The sequence below is a fragment of the Flavobacterium sp. N2820 genome, assembly GCF_025947285.1.
GTDB lineage: Bacteria > Bacteroidota > Bacteroidia > Flavobacteriales > Flavobacteriaceae > Flavobacterium.
Window position 1 is genome coordinate 200,144 of the sequence record NZ_CP110008.1, and the last position, 23,169, is coordinate 223,312.

Genomic DNA, 23,169 nt, shown 5'->3' on the forward strand with positions numbered 1-23,169 from the left:
GTCATTTAAAATGAAACACTTTATAAGTTTCATATTATCGCAATAAGCTAAAATTCGATTTAAATGTTTTCTTGATGTTATTTTCTTGATAGTCAATTACAAACCAGTAATCAGTAGCGGGTAGTTTGTACCCATTAAATGTGCCATCCCAAATCAAGTTTGTAGATGAAAGTTGCGTAAGTAGTTTTCCATAGCGATCAAAAATTGAAATTTTCCATTTTTCAAAACTATTGATTCCTACAATTGTCCAATAGTCATTTACTCCATCACCATTTGGTGTAAAATAATTAGGATAGTCAATAATAAAAACATCTTTAGATATAGCTTCACCGCATCCATTTTGATCAATAACAGTTATTGTATGGCTTCCTGCACTTACATTTTCAAAAATAGCATGTTCTTGAAAGGATCCATTATCAAGTTGATAGTAATAACTACCGCTTGGAAATGCAACAACAGTTATGGTTTGATTTTCAGAAAAAGTTCCTGAAAGAAAGTATGTGATGCTCGTCAACGAAGGCTGTAAAACAATTGTATTTATTGTTTGTGAAACTGTACATAAACCTGAACCAGAAATAGGTGTAAAAGTATAACTACCCGCCACTAAATTATTAATTACTGCGGGTGACCACGTTCCAGTAATTCCATTGGGTGATGTATTTAAAAGTACAGGCGGATTTTCTCCAGAGCAAAACGATATGGTATCTTCAAAATTGGGCGAAAAATTAGTACCTATAGTAATGTTAATTTCAAATGGAAGAATGCTTTCACAAGGTCCTACCTGAGGCGTAAAAGTGTAGGTTGTGGTGCCCAATAAAGATGTATTTACAGTTGATGGATTCCATGTTCCTGCAATTGGAGTTGTATTCGAGGAGAATTGCGGTAGACTTTCTGGAACAGCATTTAAACAATATGTAGTTGTGAATGGTGCAAAAACTAAGGAAATATTTGTTGCAGGTGTTACTGTCACAGTAATTGTTTCGGCAATTCCTTCACAGCCATTTAAAACTGGTGTTACAGTGTATACAACAGTGCCAGATGTTGATCCAGTATATTGTAAAGTTTGGTTTATACTAGTTCCTGAGTCGTTTGAAAATCCGGTTACATCTGTTGAGGTTGCGGTCCAATTTAATGTTGCATTTGAATCTGAAGCAACAAGTGTAATTGCTGTTGATGAGCCTGAACACAATGTTGATGAGCCTGAATAAGATAGTGTTGTAGCGGGTAAAAGTTCTACAGGAGTTCGTGTGTTACTTCTGCATCCAGTGGTGTAATTATAGGATTCTGCATAATATATCCCAATGCTACTTGAACTGTAAATAGTTGAATTGGATTGTATTAAATTTCCACCAGTAGGGCTATCATACCAATCGACTCCTTCGTTTGGAGCAACTCCAACACTTAAATTAGTGGGTTGATTGGAGCAAATTGTTTGATTTCCATTGGAAACAGGTGGGTTAGGAGCTGAGTTGAAAATTACGGAATAAACATCTGAAAGTGTTGAACAAAATGGATTGTTTAAATTTGACACATCTTGTGCTAGTTTAACTCTGTAATATGTTGTGGTGTTAATGTTGGGAATTGTATAATTTGAAGCGTTCTGTCCAACAATATCTGTAAAGTTTACATTGTCGTTACTTTGTTGCCATTGATATACATGTGTTATCGTTCCTGTTGTATTAACTTCTATATTAGGATTAGTTATTGAAGTGTTTTCACATATAGTCATCGTGTTAACTCCTGTAGTTGTATTGGTAATGGCACTATATTCTCCACAAGCTCTAAACATAATATCGTCTATTGCCAAATCATTTCCACAACCTCCAACGCCATTATTACGCATTTTGAGTACAACGGAAGTTTGCCCAGCAGGCATAGTAAAAACTAGTCCAAATTGATTCCAGTTTGCCACAGCAGTACCAGTAATATTTCCTGTATTGCCCGACTGTAGTAAAAAAGTATCTGTTTCGTCCCAAATTTCAAAAGTAACATTAATTGGTATTCCACTGCCTGGGCATGAATTTGAAGCTGCATTATAAATATTCAATAGCCATGCTGAGAATTCAAAACGGGTATTACTGCACAATCCAGTAACAGTTCTTCTATAAAACTGCCCTGGAGAATTACTTGCATTTACTATTAGACATTTCCCATTTAAACCATCTGGTTCATTATCAGGTGTTCGGTCTAATGAATACAACCAATTGTTAGGGATTAGATTGGTTCTGAAAAATAATGTGTATTGACCATCTTGCGGAAAACCACTATTTACATAGGTATAATTTGTTACATTCGCTGGTAAAGCTGGACCATAGTTAGTTCCGCTACCAAAATTTTCTAAAAAAATTGGTGCTCCACTACTTCCGTTACAAAAACTCAATTGAGCAAATGTGGTAGAGGTGAATGAAAAGAGGAGGATGAGAAAGATTTTTTTTTGTAATTTTAAAATCATGTTTTTGAGAGAATTCATATTTTTAAAATTAACATATCTTTTTTTAATAATAAACATCAACAACGTATAAAAACTATACAATATATTTTTGCTTGTGTTAACCTTTTGAAAATAATGAGTTTTATAGTAGTTTATAGGTTCAATTTGAGTTTTTGTATAGGTATTGTTAAGGTCAATGAGTTGGCGTTATAATTAAATTTAGAAGTAAAAACTAAATTACACATAATTTTTGTGCAGCAGCGATTAATGTTTCGTCTGTTTTAGCAAAACAAAAGCGCAGCATTTTTCTATCGGTAGCATCATTATAAAATACTGATATAGGTATTGAAGCTACACCATGATTGATTATTAATTCTTTTGCAAAATCAATGTCATTTTTACTAGAAATAGCATTGTAATTTACTACTTGAAAATAGGTTCCATCACAAGGCATTACTTCAAATCGACTTTTTTTGATTAGGTTTTGAAACAAATCACGTTTACGTTGATACATTTTTGAAACTTCATTAAAATCTACAACTTCTAAATATGCTGAAATGGCATGTTGCGAAAAACTATTTACGCTAAATACTAAAAATTGATGTACTTTTTTCATTTCGTTCATTAATTTTTCAGAGGCAATTAAATAGCCAACTTTCCAACCTGTAACGTGTAGTGACTTCCCAAAAGAAGATGCTATAATGGTTTTACTTGCTAATTTTGCACGTGAATTAAATGAAATATGCGGTTGTGAAAACGTAATGTATTCGTAAACTTCGTCTCCTAAAATAAGAACTTGTTGATGTTTTTCTAAAATAGTTTCTAAAGCTTCAAAGTCATTCTCTGTCCAAATTCTTCCTGTCGGATTGTGTGGATTATTTATCACAATCATTTTGGTTTTAGCTGTAATAGCGTTTTCAATTCGGTTGAAATTTGGAGTGTAATCATCATTTAATGAAACACGAACGGGTCTTCCTCCCGCTACCAAAACCGAAGGTTCATAACTGTCATAACTTGGGTCTAAAATCAACACTTCATCACCCTGATTTACAAATGTATTTATCGCTGTAAAAACGCCTTGAGTAGCACCAGCAGTAATGAGTATTTCAGTTGTAGTATTGACTTTTCTACCGTATTGTTTTAGAGTTTGATTCGCAATTTTTTCCAACAACGAAGGTAAACCTGCCATTGGGGTATATTGATGAATATTTTCTCTAATAATGCGTTCACAAATTTGTATCAAGCGTTCATCTTCTGGAAAATTTGGAAATCCTTGCGATAAATTTATAGCGCTATGTTCGTTCGCTAATTGCGACATTACAGAGAATATACTTGAGGTGATGTTGGGAAGTTTTGACATGAAACAAAAATATAAAAAATATACGCGCAATATTTTCTTCAAATTACTTTATTTTGTGATTTAATTCTAAGACCTTGACGATAATTATCCTTACACCAATGGAAATTGAACGAGAAAAAGTGCTTCATGCTTTAGCTCGAATTCCTAATTTAAATCATACTTACGACATAATTGTTTCTGGAATTGGTCGTGAAAGTACAGCTAAAACTCTGATGCAATTGCCACCACACGATATTTGTATCTTAATGGGTTTTGCAGCTGTAATTGGAAAAGAAGCTAATTTACCTTCTCATTTGCGTTTAGGAAAACCAATCGAAATCACTACTGCTTCTTTATACGGTTACGAAGGTGGCTTGTTTGAAAATGGAAAACCCATTATCAATGAACCCAAGTTGAATTTACCATGCTTATCTTCTTTGACTTCTGATAAGTTTGTAAGAACAACCGATTTAGCTGAGAAAACGGTAGTTAATATGGAAGATTACACATTTATGTATTTGAAAAAACCGCAAGATTTTATTGTTCGGATTATTTCTGATTTTTTGCCTCACGAAACCGAAATTGATTTTTTTGAAGAAGTAAAAACAATAGATTTTCTAGAAGGAATTCAGGCTATAAATGAAATTTAATACAATCTGGTTTGTTTAAATCCCGTTTTTTTTCTCACCACTTTAGTTGAGCTATATGGTGAAAAATAAAAAAACACCAACATTTTTGCAGGTGTTTTTTTTTTATTATAGTATTGATTCTATCAAGTTTACGATAAAAGTAAATACAAATTCGATAATTTGGATAACTAACTTTATCATGAGAATTGAATTTAGTTTGTTTAGTTGTATGTGTAAAAGTAATTAGTTGATTTTAAAATATGTACTAATTATTTGTTAAAATATTCTGATTTTTAATCAGTTACTCTTTATCAACGCTTCCACCAGAGGTTTCTTCTTTTGTGATAGTTTTAGGAGTCTGCACATAATTTATTGAGCTTCCGCTAGAAGCTTTACCGTCTAATTTCACAATTGGTTTCACTGTAGTTGAGCTTCCGCTCGTAGCTTGTGCATATACATCATTTGCAATTAATTCATCAGCATCAATTTCACTTCCGCTTGATGAGGCTGTTTCTAGCTTTAAAGCTTTTCCAGAAACGGTAATTGAACTTCCGCTTGACGATTCGCAACTCACGTTTTCATACTCTAAATTAGTGTCAATTTCACTTCCACTACTAGATTTCACAGCAATGGTATTTCCTTTTAACGTGTTTTTAGAGCTAATTCTTGAACCACTTGAACTTTCTAATCCAGCAATTGAACTCATTCTAACTCTTACATCGATTGAGGACATAGTATTAATGCTGCCTTCAATTTTAACAATTAATGTTCCGTTTTCAACTTTTGTAACAACATATTGCATTAAGTTGTCGTCTGTTTCAACTTCAACATCGGTTGGTGAACCTTGTTCAACAATTACTGTAACGCCACTGCTTGCTGCAATCTTATCAAAGTTTTGGTTGATAGTTCTTTTTTCTGTAATGATATTACCACTTCCATCTACGCCGTTTTTTAGGTTTAGATTGGCATTACACGATAGTAATGTCATTGAAATGAAAACTATTACTAGTTTTAGGGATTTTTTCATAGTTATTTAGTTTTTGGTTTCTTTTTTAGTATCAATTTCAATTTTTACATTTTGAACTTCTTGATTTACATCGTTTTGAACTTCTTTGATTTCTTTTTTGATTAAAACGCCATTTGCATCTAAGATAATAGTTGAGCTTGAGTCATTGTTTGTTTCATTTTCTTCAAAATTATTTTCTGAAGACGGGCAATTTAAACATATAATATTTTCAGCTTCAACTTTATAAATACCATTAGAAAAATCATAATTTAAATCAAAAAAATCATTATTTGTATAATCAAAATGTTTGAAATTTTTATCGGTTTTAAATAGCGTTCCCTTTGGTAAATATAAGTATAATTCTACTTCCTGTCCTCTAAATTTGTTTTCAACAGCAGAAATTAAATAATTATCTAAAATTAATGTATTTCCTTCAATTTTGTAACCATATTTGATTTTTTCTGCTCTTTTCTTTGCTTCAGAAGCGGATTTTCCGTTGGCTAATTTTTCAATTTGGATATAAGGAATCGCTTCATCAGTTTCCATAATTTCTATCGAAATATTGTTAGAATAGATGATATCCTTATTGTTTTCATCTTGTGTTAATCTAAAATCAGTTCCATTGTGTGTGTTCTTAGAATAGAAATCATTGTTTTTGAATTTAATGTATAACGTGTCTGTTGGCATCAAAATAATTTCTTCTTTTTGAATTACTTTTCCTTCAAACGCCATTTGAGTTGCTTCATTGATTCCCAATGATATTGCTATTCCAGAAGCAATTACCCAAGTAGCAATTAAGGTATACGTAGCAACGTTTCCTATTGATTTTAAATTGTTTACCAATAATTTTAATCCTAATAAAAGTAAGAAAAAGAACGGAATTCCAAATACTAAAATAAATAATATTCCTTGTACCCAAAACGGAGTTTCTAATCCTATAGGTGCTTCAAATCGGTTTAGAATATAATTATCGGGCATCGTTGAGGTAAACAACATGATTATTCCAAAAACTATTATTCCTAAAAGTGAAGAAGAAGCAATTATTACAATTAACGCACCAATAAACTTTGCAAATATTTTAAAAATAGTTCCAAAAATATCAGCAATAGAACTTCCTACTTTTTCAGCACCATTTTTTGCATTATCAGCTATTTTTTGATGATCAATACTTCCAATTTTATCTGCAATTTCATCAATTCCTTCTTTTACTTTTCGTTCAATGTTAGAAATATTGATGGGTTCACCTTTCATTTCTAGTTTTTGCGAAGTGGTAATGGCTTCAGGAATTAATATCCAAAGAATTAGATAAATAATTATTGCAGTTCCAAAACTTATGAATGTGGCAATAATAAATAATATACGAACCCACAATGGATCAATATTTAAATAATGTCCAAAACCAGCAGCAACACCACCTAATAGCGAATTGTCTTTGTCTCTATATAATCTTTTAGCTCTGTTGTAGGTTTTATTTGAAGCGCTAAAATTTGAATTTAAAGGTGCTTCTTCATCAATTTTGTAATCCTCTGGTTGTCCCATGATTCCGATTACAGCGTCAATTTCTACTAAGCCAATGACTTGTTTTTCGTTTTGAATGCGTTCTTGAAACAATTCTGCAATTCTGCTTTCAATATCTTTCATGATTTCATCTCTTCCATCAGGAGCAAGAGAGCGTTTCACCGCATCAAAATAACGCGATAATTTTTGATAGGCATCCTCGTCAATATGGAAGAAAAAACCTCCTAAATTTATACTTATTGTTTTGTTCATGACTGTTAGTTTTGACTTGTTATTATGTTTACGGCGTCTGCTAATTCTTTCCAGGTGCCGTTTAATTCTTGTAAAAAATCTTTTCCTTCTTCGGTTAGCCCATAATATTTTCTAGGTGGTCCCGATGTGGATTCTTCCCAGCGATAATTTAGTAAGTTATCGTTTTTTAATCTTGTTAATAAAGGATATACTGTTCCTTCCACTACAAGTAGTTTTGCGTTTTTTAGCGTGTCCAATATTTCAGAGGTGTAAGCATCTTTTTCTTTTAATACCGATAAGATGCAAAACTCTAAAACACCTTTTCGCATTTGCGCTTTAGTGTTTTCAATGTTCATAATTCCTTTTGATTTTTTTAATTAAACTGTTCATTTTTTGATTTGTTTTGCTTGCGCAATTGATTGATTTGATGATTGAAATTAGATTACCTATTAATTTCTTATACAAAGATAAGTCTAAAAGCAAGTATTATGTTACGCATAGTACTAATATTTAACATAAAATTAACATTTAAAAAAATAGTAGGAATGCATAGTATTTTTTGTATTTTTACAAAATAAATCAATGAATTATGGAGTTTACACCCGCAAAACTGAATCTTTTTACCTTTTTTAAACTGCCTTCTGCATTTTGGAGTGGCGTACGTGTTCGATCAATTTCTCCAGAAACGTGTGAAGTAAGTGTAAAACACCGTTGGTTTAATCAAAATCCGTTTAACTCCATGTATTTTGCAGTGCAAGCAATGGCGGCTGAGTTTACAACGGGAGCTTTGGTAATGTATCAAATTAAAGAAAGCAAGAAAAACATTTCAATGCTTGTAGCTCAAAATAAGAGTGTCTTCACTAAAAAAGCCACTGGAAGAATAACATTTACTTGTAATCAAGGTACAGCAATAAAAGAAACCATTCAAAAAGCAATTGATTCAAATGAAGGTCAAACCATTTGGCTAACTTCAACTGGTAAAAACGAAAAAGGTGAGCAAGTCTCAGAAATGCAATTTGAATGGACTATTAAAGTGAGAGGTTAAAACTTCCAACTAATCCTAAACATAAGTTAATTTGCTTTCATTGTTCTGTTTTTGATTGTAACTTTGAGAAAAAGGAAAAAGAAAATGACAATTTTAATTACAGGTGCAACGGGGTTAGTAGGACAAGAATTAGTAGGCTTGTTACTTCAAAACGGACACATTGTTCATTATTTATCTACTTCAAAAAATAAATTGGTTACCAATGTTAATTATAAAGGTTTTTATTGGAATCCAAAAACATCAGAAATAGATGTAGCTTCCTTAACAGATGTTGAAGTAATTGTTCATTTGGCTGGAGCTAGTGTTGCAAAAAAATGGACAACATCCTATAAAGAAGAAATTATTGAAAGTCGCGTACTTTCAACTCGATTACTGTTTCAAACACTTCAAAAAACGCCAAATCAAGTCAAACAAATCGTTTCGGCGTCCGCTATTGGGATTTATCCAAACAGTTTGACAAATATTTATCATGAAACTGATTTAGATGTCGATGTTTCTTTTCTTGGAAATGTTGTAAAACAATGGGAAAATGAAGTAAGCCAATTTGAAAAATTAGAACTAATTGTTTCCAAAATAAGAATCGGCATTGTACTTGCAAAAAACGGTGGCGCTTTACAAGAAATGGTAAAACCTATAAAATATGGAGTAGGAGCAGCTTTTGGTTCGGGTGAGCAATATCAATCTTGGATTCATATTCATGATTTAGCAGCTATTTTTTATCATGTTATTGAAAACAAGTTGCCTGGAATTTATAACGGTGTTTCACCTTATCCTGTATCAAATAGCGAACTCACAAAAGCGATTGCTAAATCACTTGAAAAACCTTTTTTTTTACCAAATATTCCACAGTTTGTAATGAAATTTATTCTTGGTGAAATGCACGAAATTTTATTTTCAAGTCAACATGTTAGTTGCAGAAAATTATTAGATGAAAACTTTCAGTTCAAGTTTGCCTCTTTAGACAAAGCTTTGAATGATTTATTAAAATAAAAAAAACCGCCAATTGGCGGTTTTGATTTTATTGTTTGGTTGCGTTTAATTTTACAACTAGTTCAATTTCATCGTTTACAAATTTGTCTTTTAAATCATCAAAAATTGATTTAGAAGCATGATTTACATTCCAATGTGTTCTGTTAATTTGAAATGAATCAGAGGTTAATGTCATGTTATTTCCTTCATATGCAACAGTAGCAAGGAAACTAACTGGTTTTGTAACTCCTTTTAAAGTTAAATTTCCATTCACAGTTGCTTTTCCGTTTTCAGAAGTAATGCTCGAAATTTCAAACATTCCTTCAGGGAATTTACCAACATTAAAGAAATGATCTTCTCCTTCTTTATCGCCAGTTCCTTTTAAATGGGACTCCAAATCTTCTTTGCCATCTCCCGCTTTTAAGTCAGTAACTACAATCGAATTCATATCGATTACAAATTTTCCACTTTGAATACTATCATTATTAACAGCTAATTCACCCGATTTAAGGTTAATAGTCCCATTGTGTTTTCCAGCTGGTTTAGAGCCAATCCATTCAATTACAGATGTTTTTGCATCTACAACATAGGTGGTGCTTTCAGCTGAAGCTGAAGCTACTTCTCCAACTTCACCATTTTCGTTTTTATCTCCTTTACAGGCTACGTTTAAAGAAACAGTAGCCAATACAAATAAACTCAAGATGATTTTTTTCATATTTTAATTTTTTTTAGTTCATCACAAACTTAATAAATCGAATTTTTAAATTCTCTTAAAGGGTTCCTAAAATTTCAAATCAAATAAAAATAGCTGACAATTTGACATTTTTAAAGATTTGGCAATACATTTGCAATCCCATTTACTAAAGTAAAAATGTTTAAAAAAATATTCAAAAATATGAGTCAAGAAAGTACTGAAAACATCGAAAAGGAGAACATTAATGAAGAAAATGTTTCAGAAACTCAAGGAATTCCAACACCAGAATTATCGGTAGAAGAACAATTACAAGAAGAATTAAGCAATGAAAAAGATAAATTTTTACGTCTTTTTGCTGAATTTGAAAATTATAAAAGAAGAACTGCCAAAGAACGTATTGATTTGTTCAAAACAGCAAATCAAGAAGTTTTACAAGCGATGCTACCTGTTTTAGATGATTTTGATAGAGCTTGGGCACAAGTTTCTAAGTCAGAAGATGAAGCATTGGTAACAGGTGTGCAATTGATTCATGATAAACTAAGAAGTACATTAATTTCTAAAGGTTTGGAAGAAGTAGAAGTTAGAGCAGGAGATGCTTTTAATGCTGATTTTGCTGAAGCTATTACCCAAATTCCAGCACCAAACGATAAATTAAAAGGTAAAATTGTTGACGTAATTGAAAAAGGGTACAAGTTAGGTGACAAAATTATTCGTTTCCCAAAGGTTGTAATCGGACAATAATTTTTACCGTAGAAACGCGATTCATCGCGTTTTAATCATTATTATAATATTTTAAAATGAAAAAAGATTTTTACGAAATATTAGGCATTTCAAAAAATGCTACACCAGAAGAAATTAAGAAAGCATATCGTAAGAAAGCAATCGAATTTCACCCTGACAAAAATCCTGGAAATAAAGAAGCGGAAGAAAAGTTCAAAGAAGCTGCAGAAGCTTATGAAGTTTTAAGTGATGCCAACAAAAAAGCTAAATACGATCAATATGGTCACCAAGCTTTTGATGGCGGTGGATTTGGCGGTGGTCAACACATGAACATGGATGATATTTTTAGTCAGTTTGGAGATATTTTTGGTGGCGCTTTTGGTGGCGGCGGATTTTCTGGATTTGGCGGTGGTGGCGGTGGTCAACGCAGAGTCAAAGGAAGTAATCTTCGAATCAAAGTGAAACTAACTTTGGAAGAAATTGCTAATGGTGTAGAAAAGAAAGTCAAAGTCAAACGTAAAGTTCAGGCTAAAGGTGTAACTTATAGAACTTGTCCTACTTGTAATGGTTCTGGGCAAATCATGAAAATTGCTAATACTATCTTAGGCAGAATGCAAACGGCTACTACGTGTCATACGTGTAGTGGTTCGGGTCAAATTTTAGATCAAAAACCAGCTGGAGCAGATGCACAAGGTATGTTATTAGAAGACGATACGGTTTCTATTAAAATTCCTGCTGGAGTTGTTGATGGAATGCAGTTAAAAGTGGCTAATAAAGGTAATGAAGCGCCAGGGAGCAATAGTATTCCTGGGGATTTAATTGTTGCTATCGAAGAAATTGAACACGAATTTTTAAAACGTGAAGGTGAAAATTTACATTACGATTTATATATCAGTGTTGCAGAAGCCGCTTTAGGTGCATCAAAAGACATTGAAACTGTTTCTGGAAAAGTACGAATCAAGTTGGAAGAAGGCATTCAATCGGGCAAGATTTTACGATTAAAAGGTAAAGGAATTCCGAGTTTAAATTCATACGGAAATGGTGATTTATTAGTACATGTAAATGTTTGGACACCAAAGACTTTAAACAAAGAACAAAAGCAATTTTTTGAAAAAATGCTCACCGATGAAAACTTCATTCCGAAACCAGAAAAATCAGATAAATCTTTTTTTGAAAAAGTTAAAGATATGTTTTCATAATTAAATATAATTTAATACATTTGAAACTCACTTTCTTAGGAGAGTGAGTTTTTCTTTTTCATAGCAATTTTTCCCATCCTTTAGCAATAAAGGGTGGGTTTTTTTTGTAACAAAATGTAGTTTTACGCTACTAACTAATCAAACAAAATCACTTTTTATGAGCAATATTCTCGAAGTACAAAATGTAGTCAAGCAATATGGCGATTATACAGCCCTAAACAATGTTTCGTTGCAAGTTCCCAAAGGAAGTATTTATGGACTTCTTGGGCCAAATGGAGCAGGAAAAACAACTTTAATTCGTATCATTAACCAAATCACAATGCCTGATAGTGGAACGGTATTGTTAGATGGAGAAAAACTCAAGCCCGAACATGTTCAATATATTGGTTATATGCCTGAAGAACGTGGTTTGTACAAAACCATGAAAGTAGGAGAGCAGTGTTTGTATTTGGCACAGTTAAAAGGAATGCCGTATGCGGATGCTAAAAAACAATTGAAATATTGGTTTGAAAAGTTTGAAATTGAAGGTTGGTGGGATAAAAAAATCCAAGAGCTTTCAAAAGGAATGGCACAAAAAATTCAGTTTATTGTTACGATTTTACACCAACCAAAATTGTTGATTTTAGATGAACCTTTTTCAGGATTTGATCCAGTAAATGCCAATTTAATTAAAGACGAAATCATCGAATTAAACAAAAAAGGAACTTCTATCATATTTTCAACCCACCGAATGGAATCGGTTGAAGAGATGTGTGATTACATTGCTTTAATTCACAAATCAAATAAGTTAATTGAAGGGAAGTTAGAAGATGTAAAACGTCATCATCGTTCTAATACGTTTCAAGTGGGCGTGTTAACCAATAATATTGAAGGATTGATGGTGCATTTGACACAAAAATTCACGATAAGTCAAACCAATTTCAAATCACTAAATGATGATTTAAAATTAGAAGTGCATTTAGGTCAACACAATTCAAACGAATTACTTTCTATTTTGTCGCAATTTGGTCAAGTTACCCATTTTGTAGAAAAAATTCCAAGTGTTAACGATATATTCATTCAAACTGTAAGCAAATAATCATGAGCATATTATCCTTAATTATAAAAAGAGAATTTATTGCCAAAGTGCGTAATAAATCGTTCATCGTAATGACTTTTTTAAGTCCGCTTTTATTTGTTGGTATGGCTGTTCTTGTGGGTTATTTATCTACAATGAATAAAGATTCTGTAACACAAATAGCCATTCATGACGAAGCAGGATTGCTCAAAAAAGAATTTAAAAACGACAAGTTTACCAATTATACAGATTTGTCAGCAATGCCATTCAAAATTGCAAAAGATACTGCAAGTAAAAGCTATGAAGGATTGCTTTACATTCCAAAAGTAACTTCGGTTCAGGATTTAAAGGAAAAAGTAGAATATATTTCAGAAGATAGCCCAAGTTTAGATTTTATTTCAGATGTTGAAGAAGTTATTGATTCTGTAATTACGCAAGAAAATTTAAAAGTATTGGGTTTTGATGCAGAAAAAATTGATAAAGCCAAAGCAGATTCTTCCTTAAAACTTTCAAAATTTTCGGGTGAAGAAAGTTTAAAAGGCTTGAATGAAATTAAGGTAGCCATTGGAGGATTGTTTGGTTACTTAATTATGATGTTTATAGTTATTTACGGCAATTTTGTAATGCGAAGTGTTATTGAAGAAAAAACGTCAAGAATTATTGAAATCATTATTTCTTCGGTAAAACCATACCAATTAATGATGGGAAAAATTATTGGAAATTCTTTAGCTGGAATTTTACAATTTTTAATCTGGGCAATTGTTGGAACATTATTGTTTTTTATTGCTTCCACATTTTTAGGATTGCAAATGGGCGCTTCTTCAACTATGTCGCCAGAAATGATGGAAGCTGCCGGAAATGTTGATAAAGTGGCTAAACTACAAATGTATTTTAATGAAATTACCAATTTACCTTTAGTTACATTAATTATTTCATTTATTATTTATTTTATTGGAGGTTATTTTTTATATAGCTCGTTTTATGCAGCAATTGGTGCAGCAGTAGATTCAGAAACCGATTCACAACAGTTTTTATTGCCGATAATTATGCCTTTAATTTTGGGTGTTTATATCGGATTTTTCACGGTTATAAATGATCCTCATGGCACAATAGCGACTGTATTCTCCATAATTCCATTAACGTCGCCAATTGTGATGCTCATGCGTATTCCATTTGGAGTTCCGTTGTGGCAATTACTACTTTCTATAGGTTTATTGTACGGAACGTTTATCTTTGTAGTCTGGTTTGCGGCAAAAATCTATCGTGTAGGTATTTTAATGTACGGAAAAAAACCAACTTGGAAAGAATTATACAAATGGTTGAAATATTAAAGTAAGTTTAAAAAGTCTAAAGTTTAGGAGTTTATAAGTTTTCAAAACCCTCATAAACTTTTAAACACATAAACTTCTAACCTAAAAAAAATGAGTAAAATCCTTATTATAGAAGACGAAGCAGCTATTCGAAGAGTATTGACTAAAATACTTTCTGAAGAAAATGACTCGTATAAAGTTGAAGAAGCAGAAGACGGTTTGCAAGGTTTAGAAAAAATCAAAAACGAAGAGTATGATTTGATTCTTTGCGATATCAAAATGCCAAAAATGGATGGTGTTGAGGTATTAGAAGCTGTTAAAAAAATTAAACCTGAAATCCCGATGGTGATGATTTCTGGTCATGGTGATTTGGAAACTGCTATAAATACGATGCGTTTAGGCGCTTTTGATTACATTTCAAAACCACCTGATTTGAATCGTTTGTTGAATACGGTTCGAAATGCTTTAGACCGAAAACAATTGGTTGTAGAGAACAAAATCTTGAAAAAGAAAGTCTCTAAAAACTATGAAATGATTGGAAATAGCGAGGCAATCAATCACATTAAAACCATGATTGATAAAGTTGCTCCAACCGATGCTAGAGTTTTAATCACAGGTCCAAATGGAACTGGAAAAGAGCTAGTAGCACATCAATTGCATGAAAGAAGTGAGCGTTGCAATGCAGCAATTATAGAAGTAAACTGTGCAGCAATTCCGTCTGAATTAATTGAAAGTGAATTGTTTGGTCACGTAAAAGGTGCTTTTACTTCCGCTGTAAAAGATAGAGCAGGAAAGTTTGAAGCCGCTGATGGAGGAACCATTTTCTTAGATGAAATTGGCGATATGAGTTTATCGGCTCAAGCTAAGGTTTTACGTGCTTTGCAAGAAAATCTAATTCAAAGAGTAGGTGCAGACAAAGACATTAAAGTCAATGTGCGTGTGGTTGCAGCAACAAATAAAGATTTAAAAAAGGAAATTGAAGAAGGAAGATTCAGAGAAGATTTGTATCATCGTTTAGCGGTTATTTTAATCAAAGTTCCGGCTTTAAATGATAGAAGAGAAGATATCCCAGAATTGATTGAACACTTTGCTGCAAAAATAGCTTCTGAGCAAGGAAATGCAGTAAAAAGCTTTTCCAAATCAGCTATAAAATTATTACAAGAATACGATTGGACCGGAAATATTCGAGAATTACGAAATGTAGTTGAACGCTTAATTATTTTAGGTGGAACAGAAATTTCAGAACAAGACGTAAAATTATTCGCAACAAAATAAAATAATGCAATTAAAAAAAATAAATCCAAGTCTTCAAAAAGCGTTGATTGAAAACAATTTAATCGAGGCCAATGAAATGCAACAAGAAACTTTTTCAACTATTAAAAGTGGCGTTGATGCAGTTATTCAATCTCCAAAAAAGAGTGGAAAAACAACTACCATTTTAATGAATGTTATCCAACGCATGGATAAACCTATGGGCGAAAGTACGCGCGCTTTGGTTTTGGTGCAAGACAAAGAAAAAGTATTGGAAGCGCTTGAAACATTCAAAAAAATGAATCATTACACCAATTTACGTATTTTTGGCGTACATGAAAAAGGCGATATGGATTATGACAAAAATCAAATTTCTTTAGGAATGGACGTTTTAATTGGAACGCCAATTCGAATTAATGAAATGTTTTCATCGGCAGGATTTAACATGAATACGATTAAAATGTTTGTGGTTGACGATGTAGAAGAAATGTTGCGAAAGCGCGAAGATTCAATAATTCAAAGGCTTTCCATGAGTGCTGAGAAAACACAACGTTTGTTCTTCTGTTCACAAATTACGGAAAGAGTTGAAATTTTAGCAGATCGAATAATGATTGAACCACTTTTCTTCGAAATGGAAGATTAATTTAAAAAATATACAACTATGGGAATGATGAAAGTTTTTTCGGGAAGTGAAATTTTAGCCGAAACATTAAAACAAAAAATTGAAGCAGTTGGTGTTGATGTTCTAAAAAAAGACAATTTACAATCAGCTAGATTGGCAGGTTTTGGAAATACAGATTTAGCAGTAGAATTATTTGTAGATGAACGTTATTACGGCAAAATTAGTCCAGTTTTAGAGGAGTTTAGAATGAGTTTGTAATAGTACTCACAAAAAAAGGAAAAGCATTTACAACGTTTAAATTGTAAATGCTTTTTTTATGGTTTTTGAAAATTTACTCCTCCAATAAAACCTCTAAAATCGTAATTGCCGCTTCACTAATTTTAGTTCCAGGACCAAAAACTGCAACTGCTCCGGCGTCGAATAAGAATTGGTAGTCTTGTGCAGGAATTACACCGCCAACAATTACCATAATATCTTCTCTTCCGTATTTTTTTAGTTCTTCAATTACTTGTGGTACTAAGGTTTTGTGTCCCGCTGCTAAAGAAGAAACACCTAAAATGTGTACGTCGTTTTCAACCGCTTGTTTCGCAGCTTCTTGTGGCGTTTGGAATAACGGACCAATGTCTACGTCAAAACCTACGTCGGCGTACCCTGTTGCTACTACTTTTGCACCACGATCGTGACCGTCTTGTCCCATTTTCGCAATCATAATACGAGGACGACGACCTTCTTTCTTCGCGAAAGCGTCAGCTAGTTGTTTTGCTTTTTCAAAACTTACATCGTTCTTTATTTCTTTACTATACACGCCGCTAAAACTTCTAATTTGTGCTTTATATCTTCCAAAAACAACTTCTAAAGCATCACTAATTTCGCCTAAAGTAGCTCTGTTTCGTGCTGCTTCTACTGCTAAAGATAGTAAATTTTCACCACCATTTTTAGCACTTTCAGTTAATTTTGCTATACATTCGGCAACTTTTGCATTATCGCGAGTCGCTTTAATTTGGTCTAAACGTTCAATTTGTTGTTTGCGCACCATTTGGTTATCCACATCCAAAATATGTAACGGATCTTCTTTGTCCAAACGGTATTTGTTCACACCCACAATAATATCCTGACTACTGTCGATACGGGCTTGTTTGCGTGCGGCAGCTTCTTCTATTCTTAGTTTAGGAATTCCAGCTTCAATGGCTTTTGTCATTCCGCCAAGCGCTTCTACTTCTTCAATTAAAGCCCAAGCTTTTTCAGCAATTTCTGCGGTTAAACTTTCTACATAATAACTTCCTGCCCAAGGGTCAACCGTTTTACAAATTTTGGTTTCCTCTTGTAAAAAGATTTGCGTATTACGAGCAATTCTAGCTGAGAAATCGGTTGGTAAAGCAATCGCTTCGTCTAAGGCATTCGTGTGTAACGATTGAGTTCCTCCAAAGGCTGCAGCTGCTGCTTCAATCGCAGTTCGAGCTACGTTATTAAAAGGATCTTGCTCCGTTAAACTCCAACCCGAAGTTTGGCAATGCGTTCTTAATGCTAATGATTTTTCGTCTTTTGGGTTGAATTGTTTCAATAGTTTTGCCCAAAGCATACGACCGGCACGCATTTTCGCAATTTCCATAAAATGATTCATTCCAATCGCCCAGAAAAACGAAAGGCGAGGAGCGAACGTGTCAATATCCATTCCTGCTGCTAAACCAGTGCGAATGTATTCCAAACCATCTGCTAAAGTGTACGCTAATTCAATATCGGCAGTAGCTCCCGCTTCTTGCATATGGTAACCCGAAATCGAAATCGAGTTGAATTTCGGCATATTTTTACTGGTATATTCAAAAATATCCGCAATAATTTTCATCGAAGGTGTTGGTGGGTAAATGTAGGTGTTTCGCACCATGAATTCCTTCAAAATGTCATTCTGAATCGTTCCCGACAATAGGTTAGGAGCAACGCCTTGTTCTTCCGCTGCAACAATGTAGAATGCCATAATTGGCAAAACCGCACCATTCATCGTCATCGAAACCGACATTTCACCTAACGGAATTTGGTCGAAAAGTACTTTCATATCTTCCACTGAATCAATTGCAACTCCAGCTTTTCCAACATCACCCACAACTCTTTCGTGGTCTGAGTCGTAACCTCTGTGTGTAGCTAAATCGAAGGCAACTGATAAACCTTTTTGTCCAGCGGCAAGATTTCTTCTGTAAAAGGCATTACTTTCTTCCGCAGTAGAAAATCCCGCATATTGACGAATCGTCCAAGGTCGGCGAACATACATAGTAGCGTATGGTCCGCGTAAATTTGGTGCAAAACCAGCTCCAAAACCAAGATGTTCTAAATTAGAAATATCTTCTTTAGTGTAAATTGGTTTTAACTCGATGTTTTCGGCTGTGGTAAAATTGTTAGAATCAGTGCTTTTCCCTTTTCCCTTTTCCCTTTTCCCTATTTGTAAATGTTGTATATCTTTTCTCATGATTATTACTCTTGAGCTAAACGTTCTTGTTCTAGTTTTTCAGCCAAACGTTTTTCGATAATTGGTGTGATTAACGTTTTTCTGGCGTTTTGTTTTACGAAAGGATACAATTCCAAATCGTTTTTCATTTGGTCGTTTTTATTTGGATACTTGTTGGTCCCTAGCAAAACTTCTTTCCCAGAATCAAAAAGTTCTTGTTCTTTTTGTGCACTTTCATTGATTTTTCTTTGGATAGTTCCATCGATTAATTGCGAAATTAAACCGCCATTTTTCTCGATATCTTTGAATAATTCTAAAGCCTTTTCAGCTAATTGTTCGGTTAAGGATTCAATATAATATGTACCGTCAGCAGGATTATTCACTTTATCGAAATAACTCTCGTGTTTTAAAACCAAGAGTTGATTTCTCGAAATTCTATCGCCAAATTCGTTGTCTTTGTGATAAATCGCATCATAAGCTAAATTTGCTACGCCATCTGCTCCACCTAATATTGCCGACATACATTCGGTAGTAGTTCGCAACATATTTACATTGTAATCGTATAACGTTTTGTTACGTTTGGTTGGTGTAGCAATGATATGACAATCGAAATTATGATTGTATGCTGATGCTAATGTGTTGAATAATAATCGTAATGCTCTTAGTTTTGCGATTTCGAAAAAGTAATTCGTTCCAACAGTTACTTCAATTGTAATTGGCTGATTTATTGCAGGAATTTTATTAAAATATTCATTTATTTGAGCTAAAGTGTAAGCCAATTGTTGCACGATATTTGCTCCTGAATTTTGGTATATTCCGCTTGATATCGTTAAAAATGGAACAGTTGATTTAGAAGCAATTGTATTTAGTTTCTCAAAATCTTTTTCAAGGCTTTCAAACCAATTACCATCTTTTATTAATTGTCCTATTGGGTCAATTTGAATGCAAATATTCGCTTTATTTTTGAATGAATAGTCGTTAATCTTAGTTACGAAATCGATTGATAGAAAAGGCAAATTGAAATAATAAGTTACATTTTCTAACGGAAGATTTTGCATCAATTCTTCGAGCGAAATTGCATCATTTTCAATAGTGAAACGAACACTTTCTGCTCCTCTTTGTAAAGATTCTATCGCACGAGCATTTGATTTTTGAACATCGTGCACAAAAATATTCTGTAGAATTGTAAAAGCTTTTGAAGGAATGATAGCATCAAGATTCACTTTTGTTTCATCACTGTGATAAAAAGGTTTTACTTTTATCCCTTCTGGGCTTTCCCAAACTAGTGTTTCGTTGTAATCTGCACCTTTTAGTTCAAATTGAATTTGTTGTTTCCACTGTTTTGCGGAAACTGATTCAAATTCTGAAAATAGATTATTGTTAGTCACGAATTATATATTTAATTGTTACTATTTGTTTTTTTGGCTTCAGCTTCTTTTTCTGCTTTTTTCTCCTCTTCAAATTCAATGATATAAATGTCTTCGTTTTCGCGTTTCATGTAATATTTTTCGCGAGCGTATTTTTCAACTCTATCATTGTTTTTTAAATGCTTAATACTAGCACTGTCTTTTTTGATTTCGGTTTTGTAGTAGTTGATGTTGTCTTCAATCACATCAATTTCCTTGTCTAAAACACGATGTTCTAAATAGGAATAATTGTCTAAAAACAAAATCCAAATGGCAAAGAAAATTAACACCAAAACATATCGGTTCGCTAAAATTTTCAGGAACGGATAGTTGGCAATTAAATTCTTTAATTTGTTCATTATACTAGTCTTTGGTTGATTACAGCGCGAACTACATCTATAGCTACGGTGTTGTATTTGTCGTTAGGAATAATAATATCTGCAAATGCTTTTGTGGGTTCAATAAATTGCTCGTGCATTGGTTTTAAAGTAGTTTGATAGCGATTTAAAACTTCTTCCATATCGCGTCCACGCTCTGCAATATCACGCTTTAAACGACGAATTAAACGTTCATCAGAATCAGCATGAACATATACTTTAATATCAAATAAATCTCTCAATTCAGGATTTGTAAGAATTAAAATACCCTCAACAATCATTACTTTTCTTGGATGTGTGATAATTTTATCATCGGTTCTATCGTGAGTTACGAAAGAATAAACAGGTTGTTCAATGGTTTTTCCAGCTTTTAGCTCTTTCAAATGTGTTACTAACAATTCAAAATCAATAGCTCTTGGATGGTCGAAATTGATTTTAGTACGTTCTTCATAACTTAAATGATGGGTTTCCTTATAATATGAATCTTGAGAAATGATTCCTACCTCAGAAGAAGGTAACTCATTCATAATCTGATGTACAACTGTTGTTTTTCCACTTCCGGTACCACCGGCAATTCCAATAATTAGCATAAAATGTTGTATTGTTTTATTTTAGCAAAAATAGAAATAATATTCTATGTGTTTTTTGTTTTCATGAGAAAGTTTTGGGAATAGATGCTAAAAAAATATAGATAATTGTGATGAGAAGGTATAGATGCTTTGAATAGCTTATTGAAAAGTTTTATAAACAAAAAAAGACTTTCCTGAGAAAGTCTTTTTGTCGGGGTGGCAGGATTCGAACCTGCGGCCTCCTGCTCCCAAAGCAGGCGCGATAACCGGGCTACGCTACACCCCGAATTTGTGAGTGCAAATATAGGACTTAATATTTATTATCAAAATTTTTTTCTAAAATAAATATAACTTATTACGGAATTGTTAATTCTAATCTATTTTTAAGAAATAATTTTAATTAAAAACTTACATTTGCTACTCTTAAAAGAATAAAATTATGTCTGATACAATTGAAAAAGTAAAATGTTTAATTATAGGTTCTGGTCCAGCAGGATATACTGCAGCTATTTACGCAGCTAGAGCGAATATGAATCCGGTTTTATATCAAGGTACTCAACCTGGAGGACAATTAACAACAACAAATGAAGTGGAAAATTTTCCAGGTTATCCAGATGGTGTAACCGGACCAGAAATGATGGTACAATTGCAAACACAAGCGCAACGTTTTGGAACAGATGTTCGTGATGGTTGGGCAACTAAGGTTGATTTTTCGGGAGAAATTCATAAAGTTTGGATTAACGATACTATAGAAATTCACGCTGAAACAGTAATTATTTCTACGGGTGCTTCTGCTAAATATTTAGGATTAGAATCGGAACAACATTATTTAAAATTAGGTGGTGGAGTTTCTGCTTGTGCGGTTTGTGACGGATTCTTCTACAGAAATCAGGAAGTAGTAATTGTTGGAGCTGGAGATAGCGCATGTGAAGAAGCCCATTATCTTTCTAAATTATGTAAAAAAGTGACAATGTTAGTGCGTAGCGATAAATTTAGAGCTTCTAAAATTATGGCTGAACGTGTCCAAAAAACTGAAAACATCGAAATTTTAATGCATACTGAAACAGAAGAAGTTTTAGGTGACGGACAAGTAGTGACTGGTGTTAAAGCAAAAAACAGAGCAACCGGTGAAATTACAGAAATACCAGCAACCGGATTTTTCGTAGCTATTGGGCATAAGCCAAATACAGATATTTTTGCTGATTATATTACATTAGATGAAACAGGTTATATTGTAAATGTGCCAGGAAGTTCAAAAACGAATGTAGCAGGTGTTTTTGTAGCGGGTGATGCTGCTGATCATGTGTATCGTCAAGCTATTACTGCAGCGGGAACAGGTTGTATGGCAGCTTTAGATGCTGAAAGATATATTGCTTCGAAAGAGTAATCAAAAATGAATAATAAAAAATCCGGCAGTAATGCCGGATTTTTTATTATTTATAAAGATTTATTTTTTTTCTTTTTTATAAAGAGTTGCATTATTTGCAAATTTTTCAATAGTAATTTTCGGTTCTCCAAATAATTCAATTTGTGATTTTCCAGCTGCAGTTATTTGGATTGTACTGCTTACATTTACTTCGCATTTAGAATAGTTTTCTGCATCAAGTTCTAAATTTCCGATTACAAATTTTTGCGCTACTAAGTTACTTGTATTGTCTAAACGAATTTTTGCATTAGCAGTATTTCCTTCAATTGTAGCCTCGCTTTTTTGGTACATGTCAATTTTAACTTCTGGAGAAGCTACTAATGCTTTCAGCTCACTACTTTTACTTAACTCTAAAGTTGTATTTTCTGATTTTACATTGATTTCGGCTTCCGATTTATCATCTAAGATGAGTGAAAAATAATCAGATTTTACATTTACGAAAGACTTAGAATTATCATAATTTTTTATGGTTATGTTTTCTAATTCTAAATCGGCCAAGGCTTTGATTGTAGTTTCGTTACGAGCAATAATTAGTTTTAAATTGTCAGAATAATTGATTCTAACCGTAAATTTTTTAAAACCACTAGCGTCTTTTAATGCATTTACTCTTAGTGTGTTACCAGAAACTTCAAAATTTATAATATCATGTAAATTATCATCGGCTTCAATTTCTAAAGATGGTTGTGTTCCTTTTACTAATAAAACTTCAAAATTGTCACTTACTTCAATATTTTCAAAGCTGTTAATTTCTTTAAGTGCTACAGTTACGATTTTAGAACCTTTTATTTTTTCTTTCTTTTGAGCTAAAGAGACGTTAGTTACTAATAATAGAGTAACAAATAGAAATGGGATGTTTTTAAACATTTTATTACGAATTAGTTTTTACAAATATAAAAAAAAACACCAGTGAAAGTACTGATGTTTTTAGTATGT

22 protein-coding genes and 1 tRNA gene are annotated in these 23,169 nt (G+C 32.9%); 11 read left to right on the forward strand and 12 right to left on the reverse strand.

Annotated elements, in window-relative coordinates:
• Positions 1-34: 34 nt before the first annotated feature.
• Together OLM52_RS01005 and OLM52_RS01010 are read right to left on the reverse strand one after the other, a co-directional pair.
• Positions 35-2,470, reverse strand: a complete 2,436-nt coding sequence (locus OLM52_RS01005) for a T9SS type B sorting domain-containing protein (RefSeq protein ID WP_264549299.1) — start codon at positions 2,468-2,470, stop codon at positions 35-37.
• A gap of 193 nt (positions 2,471-2,663) precedes the next feature.
• The gene (locus OLM52_RS01010; RefSeq protein WP_264549300.1) at positions 2,664-3,791 is read right to left on the reverse strand and encodes a methionine aminotransferase; all 1,128 of its coding nucleotides are present in this window, start codon (positions 3,789-3,791) and stop codon (positions 2,664-2,666) included.
• 74 nt (positions 3,792-3,865) lie between these two features.
• Between OLM52_RS01010 and OLM52_RS01015 the strand changes: the two genes are divergently transcribed.
• Positions 3,866-4,420, forward strand: a complete 555-nt coding sequence (locus OLM52_RS01015; protein WP_264549301.1) for a hypothetical protein — start codon at positions 3,866-3,868, stop codon at positions 4,418-4,420.
• Positions 4,421-4,700: 280 nt separating this feature from the next.
• Here OLM52_RS01015 and OLM52_RS01020 read toward each other — a convergent pair whose 3' ends face one another.
• The 3 genes from OLM52_RS01020 to OLM52_RS01030 are packed head-to-tail and all read right to left on the reverse strand — an operon-like array spanning position 4,701 to position 7,510.
• Complete coding sequence (locus OLM52_RS01020) at positions 4,701-5,426, reverse strand: head GIN domain-containing protein (RefSeq protein WP_264549302.1); 726 nt, start codon at positions 5,424-5,426, stop codon at positions 4,701-4,703.
• A gap of 6 nt (positions 5,427-5,432) precedes the next feature.
• Positions 5,433-7,175, reverse strand: a complete 1,743-nt coding sequence (locus tag OLM52_RS01025; protein WP_264549303.1) for a PspC domain-containing protein — start codon at positions 7,173-7,175, stop codon at positions 5,433-5,435.
• Between the two features lie 5 nt (positions 7,176-7,180).
• Positions 7,181-7,510, reverse strand: a complete 330-nt coding sequence (locus OLM52_RS01030; protein WP_264549304.1) for a PadR family transcriptional regulator — start codon at positions 7,508-7,510, stop codon at positions 7,181-7,183.
• A 233-nt stretch (positions 7,511-7,743) separates the two neighbouring features.
• On the opposite strand from OLM52_RS01030, the gene OLM52_RS01035 reads away from it, so the two are divergent.
• Positions 7,744-8,199 (forward strand): DUF4442 domain-containing protein, encoded by a 456-nt coding sequence (locus OLM52_RS01035; protein WP_264549305.1) that lies wholly within the window; start codon positions 7,744-7,746, stop codon positions 8,197-8,199.
• 84 nt (positions 8,200-8,283) lie between these two features.
• Complete coding sequence (locus tag OLM52_RS01040) at positions 8,284-9,189, forward strand: TIGR01777 family oxidoreductase (RefSeq protein WP_264549306.1); 906 nt, start codon at positions 8,284-8,286, stop codon at positions 9,187-9,189.
• Between the two features lie 28 nt (positions 9,190-9,217).
• Here OLM52_RS01040 and OLM52_RS01045 read toward each other — a convergent pair whose 3' ends face one another.
• Positions 9,218-9,883 carry a YceI family protein gene (locus OLM52_RS01045; RefSeq protein WP_264549307.1) on the reverse strand — a complete coding sequence of 222 codons (666 nt, stop codon included), beginning with the start codon at positions 9,881-9,883 and terminating at the stop codon, positions 9,218-9,220.
• Positions 9,884-10,039: 156 nt separating this feature from the next.
• On the opposite strand from OLM52_RS01045, the gene OLM52_RS01050 reads away from it, so the two are divergent.
• The 7 genes from OLM52_RS01050 to OLM52_RS01080 all read left to right on the forward strand — a co-directional run bounded on the left by OLM52_RS01050 (position 10,040) and on the right by OLM52_RS01080 (position 16,279).
• Entirely contained in the window at positions 10,040-10,603 is a 564-nt protein-coding gene (locus tag OLM52_RS01050; RefSeq protein WP_264549308.1) for a nucleotide exchange factor GrpE, read from the forward strand.
• 56 nt (positions 10,604-10,659) lie between these two features.
• Positions 10,660-11,781, forward strand: coding sequence for a molecular chaperone DnaJ (gene dnaJ / locus OLM52_RS01055; RefSeq protein ID WP_264549309.1), 1,122 nt, complete (start codon positions 10,660-10,662; stop codon positions 11,779-11,781).
• A gap of 157 nt (positions 11,782-11,938) precedes the next feature.
• A complete protein-coding gene (locus OLM52_RS01060; RefSeq protein WP_264549310.1) occupies positions 11,939-12,859 on the forward strand; it encodes an ABC transporter ATP-binding protein in 921 nt (306 codons plus the stop codon).
• A 2-nt stretch (positions 12,860-12,861) separates the two neighbouring features.
• Entirely contained in the window at positions 12,862-14,169 is a 1,308-nt protein-coding gene (locus OLM52_RS01065) for an ABC transporter permease (protein ID WP_264549311.1), read from the forward strand.
• Between the two features lie 90 nt (positions 14,170-14,259).
• Positions 14,260-15,423: a sigma-54-dependent transcriptional regulator gene (locus OLM52_RS01070; protein WP_264549312.1), complete on the forward strand. Its 1,164-nt coding sequence runs from the start codon at positions 14,260-14,262 to the stop codon at positions 15,421-15,423.
• A gap of 4 nt (positions 15,424-15,427) precedes the next feature.
• On the forward strand, positions 15,428-16,042 hold the full coding sequence (locus OLM52_RS01075; RefSeq protein WP_264549313.1) for a DEAD/DEAH box helicase: 615 nt from the start codon (positions 15,428-15,430) through the stop codon (positions 16,040-16,042).
• Between the two features lie 18 nt (positions 16,043-16,060).
• Entirely contained in the window at positions 16,061-16,279 is a 219-nt protein-coding gene (locus OLM52_RS01080) for a DUF2007 domain-containing protein (RefSeq protein WP_153200897.1), read from the forward strand.
• Between the two features lie 73 nt (positions 16,280-16,352).
• Here OLM52_RS01080 and scpA read toward each other — a convergent pair whose 3' ends face one another.
• From scpA to OLM52_RS01105, 5 genes are all read right to left on the reverse strand, one after another.
• Positions 16,353-18,482: a methylmalonyl-CoA mutase gene (gene scpA, locus OLM52_RS01085; protein ID WP_413614424.1), complete on the reverse strand. Its 2,130-nt coding sequence runs from the start codon at positions 18,480-18,482 to the stop codon at positions 16,353-16,355.
• A 2-nt stretch (positions 18,483-18,484) separates the two neighbouring features.
• Positions 18,485-19,846, reverse strand: a complete 1,362-nt coding sequence (locus OLM52_RS01090; protein WP_264549315.1) for a methylmalonyl-CoA mutase subunit beta — start codon at positions 19,844-19,846, stop codon at positions 18,485-18,487.
• An 11-nt stretch (positions 19,847-19,857) separates the two neighbouring features.
• On the reverse strand, positions 19,858-20,223 hold the full coding sequence (locus OLM52_RS01095; RefSeq protein WP_264549316.1) for an FtsB family cell division protein: 366 nt from the start codon (positions 20,221-20,223) through the stop codon (positions 19,858-19,860).
• Positions 20,223-20,831 carry a uridine kinase gene (gene udk, locus OLM52_RS01100; RefSeq protein ID WP_264549317.1) on the reverse strand — a complete coding sequence of 203 codons (609 nt, stop codon included), beginning with the start codon at positions 20,829-20,831 and terminating at the stop codon, positions 20,223-20,225. Before udk ends, OLM52_RS01095 begins: the two co-directional genes overlap by 1 nt.
• A 190-nt stretch (positions 20,832-21,021) precedes the next feature.
• Positions 21,022-21,096, reverse strand: a tRNA-Pro gene (locus tag OLM52_RS01105).
• Positions 21,097-21,249: 153 nt separating this feature from the next.
• Between OLM52_RS01105 and trxB the strand changes: the two genes are divergently transcribed.
• Complete coding sequence (gene trxB, locus OLM52_RS01110; protein WP_264549318.1) at positions 21,250-22,197, forward strand: thioredoxin-disulfide reductase; 948 nt, start codon at positions 21,250-21,252, stop codon at positions 22,195-22,197.
• Between the two features lie 60 nt (positions 22,198-22,257).
• On the opposite strand, the gene OLM52_RS01115 is transcribed toward trxB, so the two are convergent.
• On the reverse strand, positions 22,258-23,100 hold the full coding sequence (locus OLM52_RS01115) for a DUF2807 domain-containing protein (RefSeq protein ID WP_264549319.1): 843 nt from the start codon (positions 23,098-23,100) through the stop codon (positions 22,258-22,260).
• Positions 23,101-23,169 lie beyond the last annotated feature (69 nt).